The organism is Variovorax davisae (assembly GCF_030316845.1).
Classification (GTDB): Bacteria; Pseudomonadota; Gammaproteobacteria; order Burkholderiales; family Burkholderiaceae_C; genus Variovorax; species Variovorax davisae.
Genome location: NZ_JASZYS010000006.1, coordinates 144,254 through 166,293 on the forward strand (window position 1 = coordinate 144,254; position 22,040 = coordinate 166,293).

Genomic DNA, 22,040 nt, shown 5'->3' on the forward strand with positions numbered 1-22,040 from the left:
GGCGGAGGCATTCCCATGAACTACGACACCCTGCTCTACGAGGTCATCGACGCGGTGGCCGTGATCCGGCTGAACCGTCCCGAGCGCATGAACGCCATCGGCGGCGCGATGAAGGCCGAACTGCGCGACGCGATCCTCGGACGCGCGCGCGCCGACGAGTCGGTGCGCTGCGTCATCATCACCGGCGCGGGCGAGCGTGCCTTCTGCGCCGGCGCCGACATCAAGGAACGCGCCGGCAACGTGATGCCGCAGGCCCAATATCACCTGCAGCAGAAGGCCACGCACGAACTGTTTCGCGCCATCGAGCAGTTCGAGAAGCCGGTCATCGCCGCCATCAACGGCGTGGCCATGGGCGGCGGCCTGGAGATGGCGTTGTGCTGCGATGTTCGCATCGCGGTGCGCGGCGCCAGGCTGGCACTGCCCGAAGCGCGCATCGGGGCGCTGCCTGCCGCGGGCGGCACGCAGCGCCTGCCGCGCCTCGTCGGCCCCGGCATCGCCAAGGAGCTGATGTTCACCGGCGACCACATCGACGCCGAACGCGCCCTGGCCATCGGCCTGGTCAACCAGGTGGTCGAGCCCGATGCACTCATGCCCACGGCGATGGCCATGGCCGGCCGCATGGCGGCCAACGCGCCGCTGGCGGTGCGTCACATCAAGCACGCCGTGGACACGGGGATGCAGGTGGGCATCGACGCCGGGCTCGAGTACGAGCGCTACGCGGCCGCCCTGGTGGTGTCCAGCGAAGACCGCCGCGAAGGCATGCGCGCCTTCGTGGAAAAGCGCAAGCCCGTGTTCCGGGGCCAGTGAGCAGCCCTCCCCTCTCTCAGACAGACATCCCAACGAAAGCAACAGCATGGATTTGAATCTCAAGGGCCGCGTGGCCTTCGTCACCGGCGGCGGCCAGGGCGTGGGCCGCCGCATCTGCCTGGACCTCGCCGCCGAAGGCGTGGCCGTGGCGGTCAACGACATCTTCGAAGAGCGCGCACGGGGCGTCGTGCGCGAGATCGAGGCCGTGGGCGGCCGTGCCTTCGCCGCCGTCGCCGACATCACGAAACAGGCCGAGGTGGACGCCGCGGTCGCCGCCACGCAGGAAGCGCTGGGGCCGGTCGACATCCTGGTGAACAACGCGGGGGTGCTGGTCGAACGGCGCGAGAAGGGCGGCGCCGCGCCGCTGTTCCTCGACACCAGCGCCGATGGCTGGAAGCGCATCGTCGACCTGAACGTGTTCGCGATGATGTACTGCTGCAAGGCCGTGCTGCCCGGCATGAAGGAACGCCGGCACGGCAAGATCGTCAACATCATGTCCGAGGCCGGGCGCACCGGCGAGGCGCGGCTGGCCGTGTACTCCGGCGCCAAGGCCGCGATGCTGGGTTTCGCCAAGGCCATTGCGCGCGAGCATGGCGGCGACTGCATCAACGTCAACGTGATCGCGCTGGGCGCGGTGTCGCACGAGGGCATCCGCGAGGGGGCGCTGAGCCCCGGGGCCACGCCGGAGAACAACGAGCGCCTGGGCAAGATGCTCAACGCCTACCCCATCTCGCGCGGGCTTCGCCGCCTCGCGCGCCCCGAGGACATCTCGGGCATGGTCTGCCTGCTGGCTTCCGATCGCGCCGCCTACATCACCGGGCAGAGCATCGGCATCAGCGGCGGCTTCGTGATGCAGTGACCGCGATGTTCCGCACTCGCCTCACGGACCTCTTCGGCATGCGGCTGCCCTTGCTGGGCGGCGGCATGATGTGGCTGTCCGATGCACGCTACGTGGGCGCGCTCGCACGCGGGGGCGCGCTGGGCTTCATCACGCCGCGCTCCTTCGACGGGCTCGACACCTTCCGCGCCGCCGTGAAGGCCTGCCGCGAAGCCAGCGACAACGCGCCCTTCGGCATCAACATCACCCAGTCGCGGCGGCCGGAAGAGAACCGGCTGGTGCCCCACTGGATCGATATCGGCCTCGAGGAAGGTGCGCGCTGCTTCGAAACGGTGGGTCCTTCGCCCAAGGACCTGTTCGAGCGGATCCACGCGGGCGGGGCGCGCGTGATCCACAAGTGCGCCTTCATTCCGCACGCGCTGAAGGCGCAGGACGCGGGTGCCGATGCCGTGGCGCTCGTGGGCTGCGAGGCCGGCGGCCACCCGGGCACCAACGAGCTGCCCACGTTCGTGCTGGGGGCGCTCGCACTGGAACGCCTGAGCATCCCCCTTGCCCTGGGCGGCGGCATCGGCAGTGGCCGGCAGGTCGCCGCGGCCCTGGCGCTGGGCGCCGACGCGGTGGTGATGGGGACGCGCTTTCTGGTCTGCGAGGAAATCTGGGCGCACGAGAACTACAAGCGCCACCTCGCGGCCCAGCCGGCCGAAGCTTCGACGCTGGCGCTGCGCAGCACGGGCCATCCCTGGCGCGTGCTGGACAACGCGACGGTGGGCCGCACCCGCGAAATGGAAGCCGGGGGCGCAAGCCGCTATCCCGATTTCGGTCCGCTGTCGACCGGCCGCCTGGGCCGCGACGGCGCCTATGCCGCGGGCGACTGGAACACAGGCCTGCTCTCCATGGGCCCGGCCATCGGATTCGCCGACCGCCTCGAACCCGTCCAGGCCGTGCTGCAGCGACTCATGGACGACGCCGCCACCGGTGCCGCGCGTCTGCATGCGCTGCTTCCCTCATCCCCATCTTGCACTTCGGTCCCATGAACCCCAACCTCTCGCTCCACTGCGGCAGCCGCTGCCTGGATGGCGCCGCCCTCCAGGCCCGGGCCGACCGCGCCGCCGGCGGCTTTCACTCGCTCGGCCTGAAGCCCGGCGACGCTGTCGCCGTCATGCTGCGCAACGACCTGCCCTACCTCGAACTGATGCTGGCGCTGGGCCGGCTCGGCGTCCATCTGGTGGCCGTGAACTGGCACTTCCAGCCCGAGGAGGCGGCCTATGTGTTCAAGGACAGCGGCGCGCGTGCCCTGGTGATCCATGCGGACCTGTGGCCCCGTCTCGCCGCCGCCGTGCCCGCCGACCTGGCCGTGTTGGTGGTGCCGACGCCGCGGGACGTGCTGCGAGCCTACGGTCTCGACGATGCCGTGGTGCCCGAAGGCGCGCACGACTGGGCCGCCTGGCGCGACGGTTTCGCCCCCTGCACAGCCGAACCGGTGCCGTCGCTGGGCAGCATGCTCTACACCTCCGGCACCACCGGCCGCCCCAAGGCCGTGATGCGCCTGCCGGGCACGCCGCAACAGCACGCGGGCTCCAGGCGCGTGCGCGCAATGGCCAGCCAGGCCCGTGAAGGCATGCGCACCGCGGTGGTCGGGCCGCTCTACCACGCCGGCCCCAACGCGGCGGCACGCGTAGCGCTGGACATGGCCGAGCGCATCGTGGTGCTGCCGCGCTTCGATGCCGAGCAGTTGCTCAAGACCATCGAGGAACATCGCATCACGCATCTGTCGCTGGTCCCGGTCATGCTGGTGCGGCTGCTCAAGCTGCCTGCGGAGGTCCGTGCACGCTACGACGTTTCCTCGCTCGAGAACGTGACGCACGGCGGGTCGCCCTGCGCCCCCGAGGTGCGGCGCGCCATGATCGAATGGTGGGGTCCCATCATCAACGAGACCTACGGCTCGACCGAGACCGGCCTCGTGACCTGCGTGACCGCCCGGGAATGGCTCGACCACCCCGGCACGGCGGGGCGGCCCTTTCCCGGCATGTCGGTGCGCATCGTCGACGCCGAAGGTCGCATGCTGCCTGCCGGCGAGGTGGGCGAGATCTATGTCGACCCGGGCGACAACGCCCTGCCCTTCACCTATCGCAACAACGAGGAAGCTCGGCGCACGATCGAGCGCGACGGCCACGTGACCAACGGCGACATCGGCTACCTCGACGCCGAGGGCTATCTCTATGTCACGGACCGCAAGCGCGACATGGTGATATCGGGTGGCGTGAACATCTACCCGGCCGAGATCGAACACGCGCTGGTCACGAACCCCGGGATCGCCGACTGCGCGGTGTTCGGCGTTCCCGACGCCGAGTATGGCGAGGCCGTCGCCGCCGCCGTGGTGCGCGCACCGGGCAGCCGGATCACCGAAGCGCAGGTGCGCGACTGGGTGCGGGAGCGCCTGGCGGGCTACAAGGTGCCGCGCCTGGTCGAGTTCCACGATGCGCTGCCGCGCGAGGGGATGGGCAAGGTGTTCAAGAACCAGTTGCGCGCGCCGCACTGGGAACGCGCCGGCCGCCGCATCTGACCATGTCGAACGCCGCTCCTCCCTCCTTCTTCGGCACCCAGCCCGATCGCTTCGACTTCGCCTGGCCCGGCCACGCGGTGTTCGGTGCCGGCTGCGCGCAGCAGCTGCCCGCCTGGGCGGCCGCACGAGGCGTCGCCCGACCGCTGGTGCTCAGCGACGGCGGGCTGGTGCGGGCCGGCATCGTGGCGCCGATGCTGGATGCACTTCGAGCCGCCGGGCTCACCCCCGCCCTGTTCGACGGCGTGGCCGCCAACCCGACGCTGGCGAACGCCACGCAGGCGCGTGCGCACTGGGATGCGCATGGCTGCGACGGCCTGGTCGCCATCGGCGGCGGCAGCGTCATCGACGTGGGCAAGGTGCTGATCGCCGGGCTGTGCGCCGACGCGCCCATCGAGCAGGTCTTGCGCGAAGGCGAGCGCGTCCTGACCCGCGATGCGCCGCCCTTTGCCGCGCTGCCGACCACGGCGGGCACGGGCAGCGAAAGCACCACGGCCGCGCTGGTCAAGGACGGCCAGGGTCGCAAGCATGTGCTGCGCAGCCGGCGCAGCCGCCCCCAGTGGGTGGCGCTGGACCCGCAACTCACCCTGAGCGTGCCCGCGTCCGTGACCGCCAGCACGGGCTTCGACACCGTGATGCACGCGCTCGGCGCGGCCACCAACCGCGCCAGCAACCCGGTCGGCGAGGCGCTGGCCCTGCAGGCGCTCGCACTGTCGGTGCAGGCCCTTCCCGCTGTGCTCGCCGATCCCTCCTCGCTCAAGGCGCGCAGCGACATGCTGCTCGCCAGCTACCTCGCCGGCGTGGCGATGAGCCTGCGCGGCGTGGATGGCATCCACGGCCTGTGCACGCCCCTGGAGGCCCTGGTCGACGTACCCCATGCGCATGTGCTGGCCGTGACCTGCGTGCCACTGATGCGCTTCACGCTGTCGGCCGCCGCGTCCCGCTATGCGCAGGCGGCGCGAAGCTGCGGCCTTGGCGCCGCCGGCCGCGACGATGAAGCCCTGGCCCACGCGCTGGTCGATGAAGTCGACCGGCTGCGGCAGCTGGCCGGCCTGCCGCGCACGCTCGCCGAACTGGGCCTTCACGCTGCCCAACTCGCCCCGGCCATCGAGGCCGCCCTGGACAACGCCTCGCTGCGGCTCAACGCGCGCCAGCCCACGCGCGACGAGATCGCCGCGCTCTACCAGTCGATGCGACCCGCCTAGCGCGCAAGCTCCTTCCCTCCTTTTTCCTTCACACCATGCAGACCGCATCACCATCTTCCGTTCTCCGAACCGGCGTCTATCCGCTGCTGATCGACGGCCAGGAGCGCCCGGGTGCCGCAGGGCTTCGATTCGAAGTCGGCAACCCCTCCACCGGACGACCGCTGGCGCAGGTGGCGCAAGCCGATGCCCAGGACGTCGATGCCGCCGTGCGCGCCGCCCAGCATGCCTTCGAGACGCACTGGCGCCAGACCTCGGCGCGCCAGCGAAGCCGGCTGCTTCGAAAGCTGGCCGACGCGCTGGAAAGACGCAGCGAGCAGCTGGCCTGGCTCGAAGCATGGAACGTGGGCCGCCCGATCACCCTCACGCGCAACTCGCTGCGCACCATGCTCGATGGCATCGAGTACATCGCAGGCGTATCGCAGGGCATCGGCGGACAGACACTGAACGTCGCCGACACCCACATCGTCAATTTCACGCTGCGCGAGCCGTTTGGCGTGGTCGGCCTGATCCTGCCCTGGAACTATCCGCTGACCCTCACCGTCAGCAAGCTGATGCCGGTGCTGGCCGCGGGCAACACGGCGGTCATCAAAGCCTCGGAGATCACGCCACTGTCTTCGGTCGAGCTCGGCGCCGCGATCCTCGAAGCCGGCTTCCCGCCCGGTGTCATCAACATCGTGCACGGCCCAGGCGCCACCGTGGGGCAGGCGCTGGTGGATCACCCGCTGGTGGAGAAGATTTCCTTCACCGGCGGCACCTCCACCGGCAAGGCCATCTACCGAAGCGCCGCCGAGCGCATCAAGCGGGTGACGCTCGAGCTCGGCGGGAAATCGCCGCTGATCGTCTTCGACGATGCCGACCTCGACGCCGCCGCCGCCGTCGCGCTGCAGGACGTGAGCCGCAACACCGGCCAGACCTGCGTCGCCTGCACGCGCCTGCTGGTGCACGAGCGCATCGCCGATGCGTTCACCGAACGCCTGCGCAGCGCCTACGGCCGCATCCGCATCGGCCTGCCCGACGACCCGCAGACCGAGATGGGCCCGCTGGTCAGCCGCGACCAGCAGCAGCGGGTGCAGCGCTACATCGACATCGGCCGCGAGGAGCAGGCGCAGCCGGAGACCATCCAGGACCTCTCGGGCCGGCCCGAGCTGCAGGATGGCTACTTCGCCTCGCCGACGCTGTTCCTGCGCGGGCGCAACGAGATGCGCGTGGCGCAGGAGGAGATCTTCGGCCCGGTCCAGGTGCTGATCCCCTTCCGCGACGAGGAAGACGCCGCGCGCATCGCCAACGACAGCCGCTACGGCCTGGCCGGCGTGGTCTACACGCGCGATGCCGGTCGCGCCATGCGCCTGTGCAAGGCCTTGCAGATCGGCAACCTCGCCGTCAACGACCCGATCAAGGCCACGGCCGACGCGCCATTCGGGGGCTTCAAGGAATCAGGCCTCGGCAAGGAGCGTGGCCTGGACGCGATCCTGGAGAACACGCAGGTCAAGAACGTTCGCTTCTCCATGCGATGACCGATGCGAGTTCGCTCGCCCTCCCCTCACATTCCAAGATCAAGAAGGAGACAGAAATGAACACACGATTCGGATGGCTGCTGCTGGCGCTCTGCATGGGCCTGCATCCCGCCTGGTCCGCGACCTTCCCGGAGCGCCCCGTCAGGATGCTCGTGGGCTTTGCTGCCGGCGGCATCACCGACATCACGGCGCGCCAGGTGGCGGAGGGCATGAGCCGCGCCCTCGGCCAGCCGGTGGTGGTGGACAACCGCACCGGGGCCGGGGGCAACATCGCCTCGGCCGAACTGGCACGCGCACAGCCCGATGGCTACACCATCATGCTGGCCTCGCCGGGCCAACTGGTGGTCAACCCGCTGACGCAGAAGTCGTTGGGCTTCGATCCCAAGACACCTTTCACGCTGCTCAGCCTGGTCAACGAGAGTCCCTTCGTGCTGGTGGTGCCGGCCAACTCGCGCTTCAAGAGCGTTCCCGAGATGGTCGCGTGGGGCAAGACGCACGAGGCAGGCCTGAGTTTCGCGTCCCCCGGGCTCGGCACGACCATGCACATCGCCGGCGAGATGCTCAAGGTGATGGCGGGCGTGCCCGCGGTGCACGTGCCCTACCGCGGTGGTGCGCAATCCACGGCCGATCTGGTCGCGGGCCGGGTGGATTTCATGATCGACAGCGCCGGCGCCGTGGCTGCGCAGGTGCAGGGCGGACAGCTCAGGGTGCTGGCCGTGGCCAGCGGCCGCGAGCTGCCCCAGTACCCCGATGCGCCCCTGCTGTCCAGCCTCTACCCCGGCCTGGAGGCCTCTTCCTGGCTCGGGCTCGTCGGGCCGCCGGGCCTGCCCGAAGAAGTCCAGCGCACCCTCCTGCGGGCCGTGGAACAGGCGGTGAGCCAGCCGCAGTACGTGCAGATGCTGACGACCCGCGGCAGCATCCCGGCGAGCGCAGGCCCGGCCGCCTTCTCCGCCCTGCTCGTCAAGGAACGGGCGCGCGTGGAGCGCACGGTCGTGAAGGCCGGGCTTCGCCTCGACTGATCTCTCCGGGGGCCCGCCCCTTTCAGAGCCGGAAGACGCGCACCGTGCTCGACAGCGCCCCGGCCTCGTCCTGCAGCGAGCCGGCCGCGGCCGCCGCCTGCTCGACCAGGGCCGCGTTCTGCTGCGTCGTCTTGTCCATCTGCGCGACGGCCTGGTTGATCTGGTCGATGCCGGCGCTCTGCTCGGAACTGGCGGTGCTGATCTCGCCCATGATGGCGTTGACCCGCCGGACGCTGTCGACGATCTCCTGCATCTTGCGGCCGGTGTGGCCCACCAGCACGTTGCCGCCCTGCACCTGCTGGCGCGAGTCGTCGATCAGCGCCTTGATCTCCTTGGCGGCACCGGCGGAGCGCTGCGCGAGGCTGCGCACCTCGGCGGCCACGACCGCGAAGCCCCGGCCCTGCTCGCCGGCGCGAGCCGCCTCGACCGCCGCATTGAGCGCCAGGATGTTGGTCTGGAAGGCGATGCCGTCGATGACCGCGATGATCTCGGCCATCTTGCTCGACGCCGCATGGATCGAGTCCATCGTCTGCACCACTTCGCCGACCATCCGGCCGCCCTCGACCGCGATCGCGGAGGCCGCATCGGCCAGGCTGTTGCCCTGTCGCGCGTTGTCGGCGTTCTGCTTGACGGTGCTGGTCAATTGCTCCATCGACGCGGCCGTCTGCTCCAGGGCACCGGCCTGCGCCTCGGTGCGCACGGAAAGGTCACGGTTGCCTTCGGCGATCCGGCTCGACGCATTCGAGATCGAGTCGGTGCCCTGGCGGACCTCGGCCACGACCTTGGCCAGGCTGGCGTTCATCTCCTTCAGCGCCTGCATCATCTGGCCCGCCTCGGAGCTGTCGCGCACTTCGATGCGCGCGCTGAGGTCGCCCTGGGCAACCTGCCGGGCAACGCTGACAGCCTCGGAGATCGGGCGGGTGATCGAGCGCGTCAGGGTCCAGGCCAACAGGATGCCGGCGGCCAGGGACAGCACGCTGATGGCCACCATCAGGTTGCGTGCGTGCAGGTAGGCGCTCTGCGCCACCGCCGTGTCTCGCTCCGCGCCCTCCTTGAGCAGCTTCTGGAACGCCGCCGAATGCGACACCACCTGCCGCAGCAGGGGCATGCAATCCTGACCCAGGACCTTGACCGCCTGCTCGACCTTCTGCGAGGTGGCCAACTCGACGACCTTGGCGGCGATCGGGATGTACCTGGCCTCGAAGGCCCGAAGCTGTTCGAGCATCTGTCGTTCCTGCGCCGAGGCATTGGCGGGCGCTTGCATGATCTCGGACAGGCGCGCCAGACCGCTCTCGATGTCGGCCTGGGCCGCGCGCGCCAGGGCCAGCTCGGCTTGCTGCTTCTCGGGATCCGGCACCAGGGCCAGGTTGCGCGCGGCGATCGCGCGCAAGCCGATCGCGACCTCGACCTTTCCAAGCGCCTGCAGCTTGGCGTCGCCGACCTCCGTGATGGTGCTGATCTGATTGGAGAGTCCTGCAGTCTGCTGCAGCCCGATGGCGGTGACGACCATCAGCAAAGTCAGCAATGCCGCAAAGCCCATCCCCAGGCGAACGCTGATTTTCCAGTTTTTCATGTGGGTCAATTAAAGTTACTCACCCGCCTCTATGGGGTGTGAGGCACGCGGAATGCGTGTCGGCATCAATTGTCACGGCCGTTTCGCGACTGGATTGAGCGAGGAAGGCTGGATTGATGGCTGATCTTCTGCCGAAATGCACAGTCGTGAAGATTGAACCCTGGCGTGCATTTAGCGTGGCTGGAATGCGCGCGCGGTGCCTGGGCCTGCATCCCCCTTCAATGGCCCCACTGCAAAACCGGCATTGCCGGTTTGCCGACATTGCGGCGCGCACTCCGCCCAAGCCAATGCGAATTCGCCATTGAAATTCGCCAGCCGGCATCGTGAAAAAAAAGCCGAAAAAACGGCGCGGCCGTGGCAATTCCTTCGTCAGCGATCGTTCACTTTCCCCATTCGCGGGGGACTGCGGCAAACGTGAAAAACCGCACGGCTTTGCGCCCTTCGAATGCCGAAAGGAGGGTTGACTCCGATGAACGGTAAACCTAAAGGTTTCAAAATCGTCACAATTTGTGAGCTTCCAAAACTAGTAAGAACGTACTAAGGACATCGCCGTGCCCCTGTTCCCGCGCCAGCGCCACCTGCGTGGCTTCACGTTGATCGAGCTCATGATCACCGTGGCCATCATCGGCATCCTTGCGGCCGTTGCGATCCCGGCCTATTCGGAATACATCCGCCGCGGCCAGGTGGTCGACGCCACCCAGGGGCTGGCGGCGATGCGCGCCGACATGGAACGCCACTTCCAGGACAACCGGACCTACCTGACGACGGGCCTGTACACGACCCCATGCCAGGTCGATGAAGCCAAGCGCAAGGTGGGCAGCTTCACGATCAGTTGCGCGGATCCCACGGCGACCGCGTACACCCTGACCGCCACCGGGAGCGGGGCGACGAGCGGCTTCGTGTTCACGATCGACCAGGCCAACGTGCGCACCACCACGCAGGTGCCCGCCGGTTCCGGCTGGAACATCTGCCCCACCGCCTGGATCCTGAAGAAAGGCCAGGCATGTTGAGGCGACGTCCGGCGCCCCGCGTCGCCGGCTTCACCCTCATCGAGATGCTGGTGACGATGGTGGTCATGGCCATCCTCGTCGGCCTCGCGATGCCGATGATGGGCTCCTGGATCCGCAACAGCCGCCTGCGAGCGGCCAGCGATTCGCTGCAGGACGGCATCCGGCTGGCGCAGGCCGAGGCTTTGCGCAGAAGCCATCAGGTCGTGTTCTCGCTCACCGACGACAAGCCGACCACGACCACCTACACCGCGAAGACGAACGGAAAGAACTGGGCGGCGAAGACGGTCAAACGGGTCAGCACGACCGAGGTGAGCGAGTTCGTCGAAGCGGGCATGGTCGCCGAGCTGGAATCTTCCATCACCATCACCGGCCCGAAGTCGATCTGCTTCAACTCCATCGGGCGACTGGTCGCCAATGACGATCCCGGCACGAACGCGGGCACCTGCACCCTGCCGACGAACACGCCGCCGATGCAGTCCTACGACATTTCTTACGCCGACGCGGTGGCCGGGGTCGACCGTCCGCTGCGCGTGACGGTGGCCCTGGGTGGCCAGGTGCGACTGTGCGATCCCGCCAAGACCCTGTCGAGCGATCACCCGGACGGCTGCCCATGACCATGCCACGCCCACCTCTCCCCGGATCCCGCCGCCAGGCTGGCGTTGCCCTCCTCGAGGTGCTGGTCGCCATCCTGCTCTTCTCCTTCGGCATCCTGGGCCTGATCGGCCTGCAGGCCCGCGCCATCAGCTACTCGACCGACGCGGAAGACCGCAACCGCGCCGCGATGCTGGCCAACGAGATCGCGACCACCATGTGGCTGAACAATTCCCTCACGGTGCCGGCGGACACGCTCGCCAGCTGGCAGCTGAAGGTGGCCAACGCAACCGGCGGCGGCCTCACTGGCGGCGTGGGAACGGTCACGCCCGACCCCGTCGACCACTCGGCCGACATCCTCATCACCTGGAAGGCGCCGAACCGGACCGCCGCCGGGGACAGCCAGCTCTCGACCAAGGTGATCATCCCATGAGGTCGAACATCCACCAGGCCCACGGCCTGCCGCTTCAGCGCGGCATGACCTTGATCGAACTGATGGTGGCGGTCGTGATCGGCCTGGTCGTCACGCTGGCCGTGACCAGCGCCGTGACCTTCGGCGAGGCCCAGAAGCGCACGACCACCTCGACCAACGACATGGGCCAGTCGGGTGCCTACGGCGCCTACCTGCTCGACCGGGCGGCGCGCAGCGCGGGATCGGGCTTCACGCAGTCGTGGGACCTCGGCCTGTTCGGCTGCAAGCTCAACGTGAGCCGCGCCAATGCGGCCATCCTGCCACGCGCGACTGCCTTCCCGGTGCCCTTCCAAGGCTTTCTCGGCGGCGCTGCAGGCAGTGCGAATCTTCGGGTCGCGCCGGTCCTCATCGGCGCCGAACAAGGCATCGACGGCTCGTCCGACGTGATCGCGGTGATGGGCGGGAACGGGGCCGCGGGGGCCGTCCCGCGCGCCATCCGCTCCATCAACACCGACTACGACACGCTGCGCCTGGACAACACGATCGGCCTGGCGAACGGAGACATGGCACTGGTCAGCCAGGTCGGGTCGAACGACTGCTTTCTCGAGCAGGTCAACGGCGCCAACAGCGTCCTGGCCACGGCCAATAACGACGCGCTGCTGCTGGGCGGCACGTACTTCAAGGCCGGCAACTCGGCGTTGGGAGCGATGGCCGACAGCGGCGCCGCGTACTTCACGCCACTCGGCAACATCGGCGCCACCGATCTGCAGTTCCAGCTGTTCGGCGTGGGCGCCAACCGCACCCTCTTCAGCTACGACCTGCTGAAGAGCAACGGCAGCGACGACCCGCAGGCCATCGTCGAGGGCGTGGTGCAGATGAACGCGCTCTACGGCATGGTCAACCCGACCACCGGCGCGTTCACCGGCTGGGTCGCCCCATCGAAGACGGTGGGCGACCCCTACCACATCGATACCGTCATGACGACCCCCCTCACCGCCCGCAGCATCGCGGCGGTGCGCATTGCCCTGGTCTTGCGCAGCAGCCAGCAGGAGAAGGCAGGCCCCAGCGGACAAAAGGTCGCACCGGCCGGGCTCACCCTGTTCGGCGACCTGGCGGAATCGCTGCATCGGCCCGTGGTCATCAGCGGCGAGAACCAGAACTATCGCCACCGCGTCATCGAGTTCACCATTCCCTTGCGCAACGTGCTGTTGCTGCCGACCACATGACGACACGCCCATCCTCCCAGCGGCCGCAACAGCGCGGCGTGGTGCTGCTGTTCTGCCTGATCATCCTGGTCGTCCTGCTGGCTGGCGGCGTCGCCGTGGTTCGCTCGATGAACTCGTCGCTGTTCAGCGCCGGCAACCTCGCATTCAAGCGGGACCTGGTCAACCGCGGCGAGTTGGCCGCCGCGCAGGTCATGACCCTGTTCAAGACGGGCGCCCTGGCCGGATCGGCCGACACGGCGGACATGAAAGCCGAGAACTACAGCGCGACCAGCCTGCCGGTCAACGACAAGGGCATCCCCACCGCGCTGCTCAGCGACACGGCCTATGACGCCAAGGCGAGCAAGAAGATCGGCAACGATGCCGACGCCGTGACCATCCGCTACGTCATCGACCGCATGTGCAACGACGTCGGGACGCCGGCCTCGCTGGGCGCCAAGGGATGCGTCTATGCGCCGCTCACCACGCAGGTCCTGGGAGGCAGCAGCCAGCGCGCGAAGGACGACCTGCCGCCGCCCTCCTCCTTGATCTACCGGTTGACCATCCGGGTCGACGGCCCGCGGAACACGCAGGTCTTCCTGCAATCTTCGTTCACCAAGCCCGACCTCTAAGAAAGCCGGCAGGCTCATCATGAAAAAACTTCCATCGAGCCGTACAGGTGCCGCCCGCGCCGTTGCCCTGGCGGCCATGCTGCTTGGCGCCCATGGCGCCATCGGCGCGGCCAGTCTGGCGAACCAGCCGGTGTTCGCGACCTCCAACGTGCCCGGCAACCTGGCGCTGGCGCTGTCGGTCGAGTGGCCGACGGCCTCTCGCACGGCCCACACGGACAACTATTCGAGCACCGCCACCTTCCTCGGCTACTTCGATCCCAACAAATGCTACGCGTACGTGGTCGACAGCACGCCCAACGACACCAACACCGGCAACAAGAGCTACTTCAATCCGGTCGCGATGGCGAACGCGCGCAAGTGCTCGGGGTCCTGGAGCGGCAACTTCCTGAACTGGGCCGGGACCACGACCATCGATCCTTTCCGCTGGGCCATGACCGGCGGTCGGCGCGTGGTCGACGACGTCGATCTCACCATCCTCGAACAGGGCTGGCACGGCAACCGCAGCCTGTTCGACGACCGCTACCTTCCGGCCGCTGAAATAGCCGGCGCCACCCCGGACCCGACCGCCAGCTCGGTCCTCATCAAGGCCCAGAACATGGGCTTCAAGATGCGCGTCACCAGCGAGACCACCAGCGGAGGGCAGCCGCTCAAGGGCGACTACTACCAAGGCACGAGCAGCCAGTACAAGGGCTTCTCCGGCGGCGCGACCGCAACGGTGGTCAACGACAACGCCAACCACATCTGGAATGGCGCGAGCCCGGCACCTGGCGTGAGTGGCGAGTATTTCTCTGTTCGCTACACCGGGTCCTTCACCGCACCGGAGGCCGGCGCCTACTATTTCCGGACGCTCTCGGACGACGGCGTGCGGCTCTGGGTCGACAACGTCCAGGTGATCAACAACTGGACCGATCACGGCACGACCACGGACACCAGCGCCGCCGTGACGATGAGCGCGGGGCAGAGCTACAACATCACCCTGGAGTTCTACCAGGGCAATGGGGGCGCCCAGCTTCAGTTCCAATGGAAAAAGCCTTCGAGCAGCGACTACACGACCTTCACCAGCACCAGTACGTCGGTCGACTACACGATGCGCGTGAAGGTCTGCGCGCCGACCGCCGGCCTGACCCTCGAGTCGAACTGCCAGAAGTACGGCAGCAACTACAAGCCCGAGGGCTTGATCCAGAAATACGCGCAGCGCATGCGGTTCAGCGCCTTCGGCTACCTGAACGACAGCAGCGACCAGCGCGACGGCGGCGTGATGCGTGCGAGCCAGAAGTTCGTCGGCCCCAACCAGCCGGTGCCGGGTTTGCCCGACACCGACAACGGCCTGAAGGAGTGGAGTTCGACCACGGGCCAGTTCGTGCGCAACCCGAACCCGACCGATGCGACCGATACGACCAGCGCGACCGGCATCACCATCCAGGACAGCGGCGTCATCAACTACCTGAACAAGTTCGGACAGCTGATTCCCGGCGACTACAAGGACTATGACCCGGTCAGCGAGATGTACTACTCGGTGCTGCGCTACTACAAGAACCTGGGCAACGTGCCGCTGTGGAGCAACCTGGGAACCAACGACGCGGGCACCAAGGCCCGGATGCTCGACGGCTTCCCCGTGATCACCCAGTGGGACGATCCGATCCAGTACTCGTGCCAGCGCAACTTCGTGCTCGGCATCGGCGACATCTACACCCACGTCGACAAGAACGTGCCCGGCAACATCGACTACCGGACCCGCGAGCCGGCGATTCCCGCCGAATTCGCGACCGATCCGGTGAATGCGGTGACCGCCACCAACAAGGTCGGGGCGCTCCAGGTGCTGGGCAACATCGGCAGCACCAATGACTACAGCGGGCGCAACAACTCCGCCTATATCGCCGGCCTGGCCTACGACGCGAACACCACCGACATCCGTCCCGACGTCACCGGGGTTGCGAAGACCATCGGCAAGCAGACGGTCCAGACCTACTGGGTCGACGTGCTGGAGCAGTCGTTCCAGGCCAACAACCAGTTCTACCTCGCAGCGAAGTTCGGCGGCCTCAAGGTGCCGGGCGACTTCGACCCCTACAACTTCGTCGACAACATTCCCCTGACCTGGTGGTCGACGAGCGGCGAGACGCTCACCGACGTGCGCACCAACACCGTCCAGGATCGGCCCGACAACTACTTCACGGCGGGGCGGCCCGACCAGATGGTCGACGGTCTGACCCGGGCGTTCGCCAGCATTGCCAATGCCATCAAGGCCTACACCACATCCTTCTCGCTCTCCACCGTCCAGGTGTCGTCGTCGGGCGCGGCCTCGTACGCCTCTCAATACGATTCGAACGGCTGGAGCGGCGTGCTGACGGCCAGCAACATCACCTTTGCGACCGACGGCACGCCCTCGTCGACCACGGTGTGGAGCAGTGCCACGACCTTCGAGGGCCAGCTGGCCGGCACCGGATGGGACACCAACCGCCGCATCGCCACCTGGGACAGCGCGACGAGACTCGGTGTCGCATTCCGGGCGGGGAGCCTTCCGGCCGGGCTGAAAGCCACGTTGAACACGCCGTGGGACACCCCTGCAGCCACCGACGACAGCGCCAACTACCTCAACTACCTGCGCGGCGATCGGAGCAACGAGAAGACGGCCGCCGCCACCTCGCGACCCTACCGGCAGCGCCTGGCGCTGCTCGGCGATATCGTCAATGCGAAAGTCACGCCCGTGGCGCCGCCTTCGATGCGGTACTCCGAATCGATCAACCCCGGGTACACGACCTTCAAGACGACCTGGGCGACACGCCCGACCATGGTCTACGTCGGCGCCAACGACGGCATGATGCACGCCTTCAACGGCGCCCTGAGCGGCTCGGAGGCGGGCAAGGAACAGTTCGCCTACGTGCCGAGCGCCCTCTTCCACGGCCCCAGCAATCCGGCAACGCCCACGGTCGACGGCCTGGCCCAACTCGGCAATCCCAACTACGAGCATCGCTACTACGTCGACGCGACCCCGCTGGCCTTCGACATCGACTTCAACTATGCGGCCGGCGTCAAGACCACCACGAACGCGACGAACGCCGACTGGCGCACGGTGGTCATCGGCGGGCTGGGCAAGGGGGGCAAGAGCTTCTATGCCATCGACGTGACCAATCCCGCGGGCATGACGACCGAGGCGATCGTGAAGGACAAGGTGCTCTGGGAGTTCACCGACAGCACCATGGGCTACAGCTTCGGCGCGCCGCTGGTGATCAAGACGCCGAAGTACGGCTGGGTGGTCGTCTTCACTTCGGGCTATGTCGACGGCAACGCCGGCACCACCGGCTACCTCTATTTCGTCGACCCGCGCAACGGCAACCTGCTTGAAAAGGTGGCGACGGCGACAGCCGCTCCAGGCCTGGCCCAGGCCACGGCTTACATCAAGGACTTCACGGACGGCACGGCCGACGCGATCTACGCCGGCGACCTGAACGGCCAGATGTGGCGTTTCGATGTCCGCGCCACGACCGGCAACTACCCGGCGCCGCTGCTGCTGGCGACGGTGGCCGACGCGCCGACCGGGGGCAACGCCCAGCCCATCACGTCACAGCCGCTGGTCGAAATCGATCCGAAGTCGCGCAAGCGCTACGTGATGTTCGGGACCGGCCAGCTGCTGGACACGATCGACATCAACACCAGCGGAAGCCAGACCTTCTACGCGTTCGTCGACGGCACCGCCACGAACTTCGGCACCTCGAGCGGCTTGCCTTCCGGCGTGACGTATCCGTTGACGCGGGCGAACCTGACGGGCGTCAGCGTCGATGACCTGGTCAGCGCGACAGCGCTCAGCTTCACCAACAAGGTCGGTTGGTACATCGACCTGGGCAGCACCGACAGCGTGGCCTGGCGCGCGGTGTCGAACCCGACGGCCTACAGCGGCATCGTGGCGTTCTCGTCTCTGCTGACGACTGGCAATGCCTGCAGCCCGTCGGGCCAGAGCCGGATCTACGCGGTCAACTTCGGCTCGGGCAAATCGGCCTTGACGCCGGAAGGAACGCTCTCCTATGTGAGCAATTCGGCGGCGATCACCGACTTGAAGTTCCTGGGCGTCGACGGGCGCGTCAGGCTGATATCCGGCGACGTCCAGGGGGAGCTTCGCCGGGTCGGGGTGCAGACCGGGGCGGGGACGGCGGTGAGATTGCTGAACTGGCGGGAGATCCCGGCAGTGGACTGAAAGCGGCCCATGGGCGCCGCGCGCAGCGGCGGCCCCTTCGAGTCAGCCGCTGCATTCGACGATGACGAACTCGACCCGGCGGTCCAGGGCGTCCACCACATCGTCGGTGCCGCTGCCGACCAGGTTCTGGCGTGAGCCCTGGCCCTTCGGCCGCGTCCGGTCGGCCAGCTCCGCGGACTCGGCGACCAGCCGTTGCCTGATGGATTGCGCGCGTCGCAGCGACAGCGAGTCGTTCACTTCTTCCGGCCCGGTCTTGCTCGAATGGCCCACGATGTCCATGCAGACCCGCGAGTCGCCGCCTTGCCTGGCGATCTGTCGCAGCCACATGCGGTATGCGCTCGTGACCCTGGGGTCCGACCAGAAGTCGGTGCTGCCGGGGTTGAACAGGAACTTCACGCCGAGCTGGTGGTGCGCGATCCCGTAGGCCACCACGCGCCCGAACGCGTCTTCCGCTTCCGCCGACTGGCCGAGCTTGAGGCTTGTGAGATAGATGCCGTTGAGAACCCGGATCTGGTCTCCGCCCGGCGTGGCCGCGGCTCGGCGGTATTGAGCGAGCGCCTCGCGGTAGCGGCCCGCGTTGTAGAGCTGGGTGGCATCGTTGACCAGGGTGCCGGTCGCAATGTGCGCGAAATAGATCGCATCGGCCTTGTCGCCAGGCGCTCCGCGGCTGGTACGCACCAGCCCCTCGACCACCTCGTCCTTCAACAGCACGGGGCTGTCGCGGTAGTACGCCAGCGGGGCCATGTCGACCTCGTTCTTCCGCGCCAGCGTGGACGCCTGGGCCACCACGGTGCCCTCCTTCAGGTCCACCAAGGCGAGGCTGATGCGCAAGCCGGCGTCCTCGCGCGCCAGGGTGCCGGCAAGGAGGTACTGGGCACGCGGAAGGTTCGCGGCCTTGAAGGGCAGGGTCTCGATCTGCTTGAAGTTCGCGGCCGTGTGCGCGGCGATCGCGCGATCGAGTCGTTGCGTGCCGAGCGTCTGCTGCCCGCTTCCGGCATCCAGCGCCGGGTCGAGCACGATGACACGCTTGTCCGACGGCGCCGCCCCGGGTGCCAGCATCGCCGGGCTGGCTCCGACCTGCTTCAGCAGGGCAACGGTCGCCGTGACGATCGCCTGGTCGAACGATTGCAGCTGCTCGCTGCGATACGGCGTCGCGCAGCCGGTCAGGCCGATCGCAAGAAGGACGCCGAAGAGCAGAGGGACAAGGAATTCATGGAAACTTGCGCGGCGGTCTATTTGCATCGGGACTTCTGAAAGGCGGCTTCTTCCGGATTGAGAGGCTCCAGAGAAGACTTCAGAACGAGGTCGCTGCATCTAGGCAGCCGGCCCGACGGCGTGTAGGACGAGGCAGTCGCGTGCGCCTCGGAAAGTGTGCGGTTTTTCTCGGACCCGCCGACCGCGGTTGGCGCCGGCACCCGAGCGGCGACGGCCTGCGCGGCCTTGCGCGTGGCGACTGCTGCCGGCGGTGCCGCGGCCGGTGCGGAGCCGACCGTCGCATCGCTGCGATCCGTCGCGTCGACGTCGCGCCTCGGCGCTGGCGAGGCCGCCGTCACGGAGGGCGCATCGGCGACCGGGACGGGTGCCGGCACGGCGGGCGGCATCGCATGCCCGGGCCCGGCCTCGGTCGCCACCGGTGCCGTCGCAGCGGACCGGCCGGCACCGTGCGAGTTCCGCTCGCCAGCCCACCAGGCCGTCGCGGCCGCGGCGCCGGCCAGGAGCAGGATCACCGCGTGGCGTGCGTGCCGACGGGGTGGGGGGCTTCTCTCGCGCCCGAGGGCGTCGGCGGGCGCTGAAACGGAGGCAGGGTCGGCAAGGCCCCGGGCGCCATCGAGCGCTTCGGCCTGCTGCGGCTCGGCATCGAGGAGCAACCGGAACTCGGCCACGTCCTGCGGCCTCGACGCCGGACGGACCGCCAGTGCCGCGTCGATGGCGCGCAGGAAGGCCGGGCTGTAGCGCCCGGCCCGTGTCAGCGCGAGCGGTTGCACCGGGTCCTGGACCATTCGCACCACCGAGGCGATCGGCGGCCGGCCGACAATCGCGTAGTGCAGCACGCCCGCCAGCGCGTAGAGGTCGGTCCAGGCGCCTTGCAGCATCGTCCCGCCGTACTGCTCCACCGGCGCGAAGCCGGGCTTGAGCATGGTGGTCAAGACCTGCGTTCGATCGTTGATGACATGGCGTGCGGCGCCGAAGTCGAGCAGCAGCGGACCGGTGGCGGTGAGCAGGATGTTGTCCGGCGAGATGTCCCGGTGGTAGCACTGCTCTCGATGCATCGCGCTCAGCGCATCGAGCAGCGGGTGCAGCCACTGGCGCAGCAGCGATTCGGGTGCCTGGGTGCCCAGCTGCGCCAGCGCCGTCTTGAGCGTGGGGCCTTCGTAGTACGGCATCGCCATATAGGCCGTGCCGTTCGCCGTCCAGTAGCGGAACACCTTCACGAGCGCCGGGTGGTCGAAGCGCGCCAGCAGACGGGCTTCATTGACGAAGCTCTTCAGGCCGGCGTCGAAGGTTTCGCGATGCTGCTCGGAGCGCATCGACACCTCGAGCGACACGGCGCCCCGCACGGCCAGCGAAGACGGCATGTATTCCTTGATCGCCACATGGCGCTCGAGCGCGGGATCCCAGGCCAGGTAGACGATGCCGAAACCGCCTTCGCCGATCTGCCGCAGAATCCGGAACCCTTCGATCTCGGTGCCCTCGGGCAGCGCATGGATCGCGCCCAGGCAGCCGGCACGCGCATCGCCCCGCCCGCCGTCGGCCGCTTGCGCGGGCCTGGTGCAGGGCACGGTCTTTTCTGCGCCGGGATGCTGTTCCAGAAGCGGTGCGGCGGCGGGCAATGGCGCGATGCACTGCAGACAGGACTTGGCTGCGGCGTGATTGGCCGTTCCGCAGGCAGGACAGATTGCCGCCATCGAATGGGTTTTCCTTGAAGAGTCTGACCATGACGCGAGGACCGCGCACCGTGTCGACGAGTCTGGCACGGCATGACTTCGGGCCTGCGTGCATATCTCACGAATGACCCGAGGTTCGAGGCCCTCTTCCGCGAACGAAGCCTGGCTGGGGCCAGCGGCAACTGCGACGTGTAGGACGGGTCCCACCGGGGCTGCAGCTTTCGACTGAAAACCCGTGCCTGGCGCGCGCTGCATATTTGCGTTCGGGCGGCCTCGTTCCAGCGGCGAGGGCAGACAACCAACAACACTCGGAACACCCATGATTTCCCATTTCTTCAGCCGTTGGCGCTGCGGCCTTCAGTCGTTGGCTGGCCGGCTGTTCTCTCCGCGCCCGACGGCAGCCACCGCCGTCTCCGACCCCGCCGAACCGTCTCAGGTCGGGGGTTCCACGGCCGGCATGCGCTCGCTCGAGGAACTGCGGGCCGACCTCGCACGCCTGCGCGCCTCTTCGAAGGAGCGGCATGCGGCCGTACCGATGCGCCGCCAGCAGGCTTTCGACGACGAGGTGTTCGCGGACTTCGTCGCCCCTGCCACCCCGGCACCGGACCGCAGCGGCGAAGAAGACTACGCGAGGACCATGTACGTGCCGCGCGCCGCTTCCAAGCCGCATCCGGCGAAATGATCGGGCCCGCCCGGCGCAGCGGTCGACGCGACCGCGCGCGGCAGCCTGGCATGGTGCCCCCGTCCTACACGGGCATGGCCCGTTGTGAGCGTGGCTGCGGCGCGTGCCGAACATAGGATCGCGTTCCATGACCATGACCTCCACGCGGACACTCAGCCCGATCGTCCGCGACCGGGCCGGCGCGGTGCAGCCCATCGCCGGTGCGATCGCGGCGATCACCGGCCAGCCATTGACGGAGGTCGCGCGGATGCTCGCGCAGTGCATCGACGACCTGAAGCACTTGGCCGGCGTCCAGGGCGACGTCGCGCCGGAGGACGCCTGCCACGCGGCGCTGCTTCGCTTCGGCTACCAGCCCGACCGCTTGTATGCCGACCTGCGTCGACGCCCGGCGATGGACGGGGTGCTTCACGCCTATGCGCGAGCGCCTGGCCCCTGCGAGCGCCTCCTGGTGATCTGCGAGTCCGGCGATGCGTTTGCGTTTCTCGGCAGCCAGGCCGCGGCCTGGACGTGCAGCGCCCCCACCGACCTCGGCTCGCTGGTGCGCGCCGGAACGCTCGACATGCATGCATCGGTGCGCTTCGCCATCACGGTCAGGGCGCACCGCCCCATCGCCATCGCTGCGCCCGACCACCAGTTCCTGGAGACCGTGGCGATTCCCGCGCTTGCCTTGGCCGATGCCTACAACATCGAGGTCTTGCCTCTGGGCTGGCCCTACTGGAACTTGTCCTTCCCTGGCGAGATGACCGACGGCGCGCCCGGCTCCGGGGCCGCGCTGGTCTGCGGCGAGCACGAGCTGTTGAGCGTGATCAATGACCGCGTGCGCCTGCTGCGGCTGGCCCACGAGGGCGCCGAAGCGCTGGTGGCTCGCCTGGGTCGCGGGCGGCCCGCAGCGGCGCCATAGGCCGACCGACGGCAGGCTGC

The 22,040-nt window shown here is 68.3% G+C and carries 18 protein-coding genes; 15 read left to right on the forward strand and 3 right to left on the reverse strand.

All coding sequences use genetic code 11. From position 1 onward, the window contains the following. The first annotated feature begins 15 nt into the window (after positions 1 to 15). The 7 genes from QTI33_RS15675 to QTI33_RS15705 are packed head-to-tail and all read left to right on the forward strand — an operon-like array spanning position 16 to position 7,943. A complete protein-coding gene (locus QTI33_RS15675; RefSeq protein ID WP_286507002.1) occupies positions 16 to 807 on the forward strand; it encodes an enoyl-CoA hydratase/isomerase family protein in 792 nt (263 codons plus the stop codon). A gap of 46 nt (positions 808 to 853) precedes the next feature. After that, positions 854 to 1,666 (forward strand): SDR family NAD(P)-dependent oxidoreductase, encoded by an 813-nt coding sequence (locus tag QTI33_RS15680; protein ID WP_286507003.1) that lies wholly within the window; start codon positions 854 to 856, stop codon positions 1,664 to 1,666. A gap of 5 nt (positions 1,667 to 1,671) precedes the next feature. Beyond that, positions 1,672 to 2,679, forward strand: a complete 1,008-nt coding sequence (locus QTI33_RS15685; RefSeq protein ID WP_286507004.1) for an NAD(P)H-dependent flavin oxidoreductase — start codon at positions 1,672 to 1,674, stop codon at positions 2,677 to 2,679. After that, entirely contained in the window at positions 2,676 to 4,208 is a 1,533-nt protein-coding gene (locus QTI33_RS15690; RefSeq protein ID WP_286507005.1) for an AMP-binding protein, read from the forward strand. The genes QTI33_RS15685 and QTI33_RS15690 overlap by 4 nt, the downstream gene beginning before the upstream one ends. Before the next feature lie 2 nt (positions 4,209 to 4,210). Beyond that, entirely contained in the window at positions 4,211 to 5,410 is a 1,200-nt protein-coding gene (locus tag QTI33_RS15695) for an iron-containing alcohol dehydrogenase family protein (RefSeq protein WP_286507006.1), read from the forward strand. A 35-nt stretch (positions 5,411 to 5,445) separates the two neighbouring features. After that, on the forward strand, positions 5,446 to 6,924 hold the full coding sequence (locus QTI33_RS15700) for an aldehyde dehydrogenase family protein (RefSeq protein WP_286507007.1): 1,479 nt from the start codon (positions 5,446 to 5,448) through the stop codon (positions 6,922 to 6,924). A 56-nt stretch (positions 6,925 to 6,980) separates the two neighbouring features. Beyond that, positions 6,981 to 7,943 carry a Bug family tripartite tricarboxylate transporter substrate binding protein gene (locus tag QTI33_RS15705; RefSeq protein ID WP_286507008.1) on the forward strand — a complete coding sequence of 321 codons (963 nt, stop codon included), beginning with the start codon at positions 6,981 to 6,983 and terminating at the stop codon, positions 7,941 to 7,943. A 22-nt stretch (positions 7,944 to 7,965) separates the two neighbouring features. On the opposite strand, the gene QTI33_RS15710 is transcribed toward QTI33_RS15705, so the two are convergent. After that, positions 7,966 to 9,516: a methyl-accepting chemotaxis protein gene (locus QTI33_RS15710; RefSeq protein ID WP_286507010.1), complete on the reverse strand. Its 1,551-nt coding sequence runs from the start codon at positions 9,514 to 9,516 to the stop codon at positions 7,966 to 7,968. Between the two features lie 551 nt (positions 9,517 to 10,067). Between QTI33_RS15710 and QTI33_RS15715 the strand changes: the two genes are divergently transcribed. From QTI33_RS15715 to QTI33_RS15740, 6 genes are read left to right on the forward strand one after another with little or no spacing between them, the layout of a single operon-like run. After that, positions 10,068 to 10,526, forward strand: a complete 459-nt coding sequence (locus QTI33_RS15715; protein WP_286507011.1) for a type IV pilin protein — start codon at positions 10,068 to 10,070, stop codon at positions 10,524 to 10,526. Further along, the gene (locus tag QTI33_RS15720) at positions 10,520 to 11,140 is read left to right on the forward strand and encodes a prepilin-type N-terminal cleavage/methylation domain-containing protein (protein WP_286507012.1); all 621 of its coding nucleotides are present in this window, start codon (positions 10,520 to 10,522) and stop codon (positions 11,138 to 11,140) included. Before QTI33_RS15715 ends, QTI33_RS15720 begins: the two co-directional genes overlap by 7 nt. Further along, a complete protein-coding gene (pilV, locus tag QTI33_RS15725) occupies positions 11,137 to 11,550 on the forward strand; it encodes a type IV pilus modification protein PilV (protein WP_286507013.1) in 414 nt (137 codons plus the stop codon). The genes QTI33_RS15720 and pilV overlap by 4 nt, the downstream gene beginning before the upstream one ends. Beyond that, a complete protein-coding gene (locus QTI33_RS15730; protein WP_286507015.1) occupies positions 11,547 to 12,755 on the forward strand; it encodes a PilW family protein in 1,209 nt (402 codons plus the stop codon). The genes pilV and QTI33_RS15730 overlap by 4 nt, the downstream gene beginning before the upstream one ends. Next, a complete protein-coding gene (locus tag QTI33_RS15735) occupies positions 12,752 to 13,363 on the forward strand; it encodes a pilus assembly PilX family protein (RefSeq protein WP_286507016.1) in 612 nt (203 codons plus the stop codon). The genes QTI33_RS15730 and QTI33_RS15735 overlap by 4 nt, the downstream gene beginning before the upstream one ends. Before the next feature lie 19 nt (positions 13,364 to 13,382). After that, a complete protein-coding gene (locus tag QTI33_RS15740) occupies positions 13,383 to 17,552 on the forward strand; it encodes a PilC/PilY family type IV pilus protein (RefSeq protein ID WP_286507017.1) in 4,170 nt (1,389 codons plus the stop codon). Between the two features lie 42 nt (positions 17,553 to 17,594). On the opposite strand, the gene QTI33_RS15745 is transcribed toward QTI33_RS15740, so the two are convergent. Together QTI33_RS15745 and QTI33_RS15750 are read right to left on the reverse strand one after the other, a co-directional pair. Beyond that, positions 17,595 to 18,794 (reverse strand): OmpA family protein, encoded by a 1,200-nt coding sequence (locus tag QTI33_RS15745; RefSeq protein ID WP_286507018.1) that lies wholly within the window; start codon positions 18,792 to 18,794, stop codon positions 17,595 to 17,597. Next, the gene (locus tag QTI33_RS15750; protein ID WP_286507019.1) at positions 18,785 to 20,527 is read right to left on the reverse strand and encodes a protein kinase domain-containing protein; all 1,743 of its coding nucleotides are present in this window, start codon (positions 20,525 to 20,527) and stop codon (positions 18,785 to 18,787) included. Before QTI33_RS15750 ends, QTI33_RS15745 begins: the two co-directional genes overlap by 10 nt. Positions 20,528 to 20,756: 229 nt before the next feature. Between QTI33_RS15750 and QTI33_RS15755 the strand changes: the two genes are divergently transcribed. Next, on the forward strand, positions 20,757 to 21,119 hold the full coding sequence (locus tag QTI33_RS15755) for a hypothetical protein (RefSeq protein ID WP_286507021.1): 363 nt from the start codon (positions 20,757 to 20,759) through the stop codon (positions 21,117 to 21,119). A 127-nt stretch (positions 21,120 to 21,246) separates the two neighbouring features. Beyond that, positions 21,247 to 22,020, forward strand: a complete 774-nt coding sequence (locus tag QTI33_RS15760; RefSeq protein ID WP_286507022.1) for a hypothetical protein — start codon at positions 21,247 to 21,249, stop codon at positions 22,018 to 22,020. Positions 22,021 to 22,040: the final 20 nt, after the last annotated feature.

What these genes read in the sequence shown, in the direction of transcription:
- QTI33_RS15675 (WP_286507002.1), top strand. Translation starts at nt 16, where the DNA reads ATGAACTACGACACCCTGCTCTACGAGGTCATCGACGCGGTGGCCGTG.
- QTI33_RS15680 (WP_286507003.1), top strand. Translation starts at nt 854, where the DNA reads ATGGATTTGAATCTCAAGGGCCGCGTGGCCTTCGTCACCGGCGGCGGC.
- QTI33_RS15685 (WP_286507004.1), top strand. Translation starts at nt 1,672, where the DNA reads ATGTTCCGCACTCGCCTCACGGACCTCTTCGGCATGCGGCTGCCCTTG.
- QTI33_RS15690 (WP_286507005.1), top strand. Translation starts at nt 2,676, where the DNA reads ATGAACCCCAACCTCTCGCTCCACTGCGGCAGCCGCTGCCTGGATGGC.
- QTI33_RS15695 (WP_286507006.1), top strand. Translation starts at nt 4,211, where the DNA reads ATGTCGAACGCCGCTCCTCCCTCCTTCTTCGGCACCCAGCCCGATCGC.
- QTI33_RS15700 (WP_286507007.1), top strand. Translation starts at nt 5,446, where the DNA reads ATGCAGACCGCATCACCATCTTCCGTTCTCCGAACCGGCGTCTATCCG.
- QTI33_RS15705 (WP_286507008.1), top strand. Translation starts at nt 6,981, where the DNA reads ATGAACACACGATTCGGATGGCTGCTGCTGGCGCTCTGCATGGGCCTG.
- QTI33_RS15710 (WP_286507010.1), bottom strand. Translation starts at nt 9,516, where the DNA reads ATGAAAAACTGGAAAATCAGCGTTCGCCTGGGGATGGGCTTTGCGGCA.
- QTI33_RS15720 (WP_286507012.1), top strand. Translation starts at nt 10,520, where the DNA reads ATGTTGAGGCGACGTCCGGCGCCCCGCGTCGCCGGCTTCACCCTCATC.
- pilV (WP_286507013.1), top strand. Translation starts at nt 11,137, where the DNA reads ATGACCATGCCACGCCCACCTCTCCCCGGATCCCGCCGCCAGGCTGGC.
- QTI33_RS15730 (WP_286507015.1), top strand. Translation starts at nt 11,547, where the DNA reads ATGAGGTCGAACATCCACCAGGCCCACGGCCTGCCGCTTCAGCGCGGC.
- QTI33_RS15735 (WP_286507016.1), top strand. Translation starts at nt 12,752, where the DNA reads ATGACGACACGCCCATCCTCCCAGCGGCCGCAACAGCGCGGCGTGGTG.
- QTI33_RS15740 (WP_286507017.1), top strand. Translation starts at nt 13,383, where the DNA reads ATGAAAAAACTTCCATCGAGCCGTACAGGTGCCGCCCGCGCCGTTGCC.
- QTI33_RS15745 (WP_286507018.1), bottom strand. Translation starts at nt 18,794, where the DNA reads ATGCAAATAGACCGCCGCGCAAGTTTCCATGAATTCCTTGTCCCTCTG.
- QTI33_RS15755 (WP_286507021.1), top strand. Translation starts at nt 20,757, where the DNA reads ATGATTTCCCATTTCTTCAGCCGTTGGCGCTGCGGCCTTCAGTCGTTG.
- QTI33_RS15760 (WP_286507022.1), top strand. Translation starts at nt 21,247, where the DNA reads ATGACCATGACCTCCACGCGGACACTCAGCCCGATCGTCCGCGACCGG.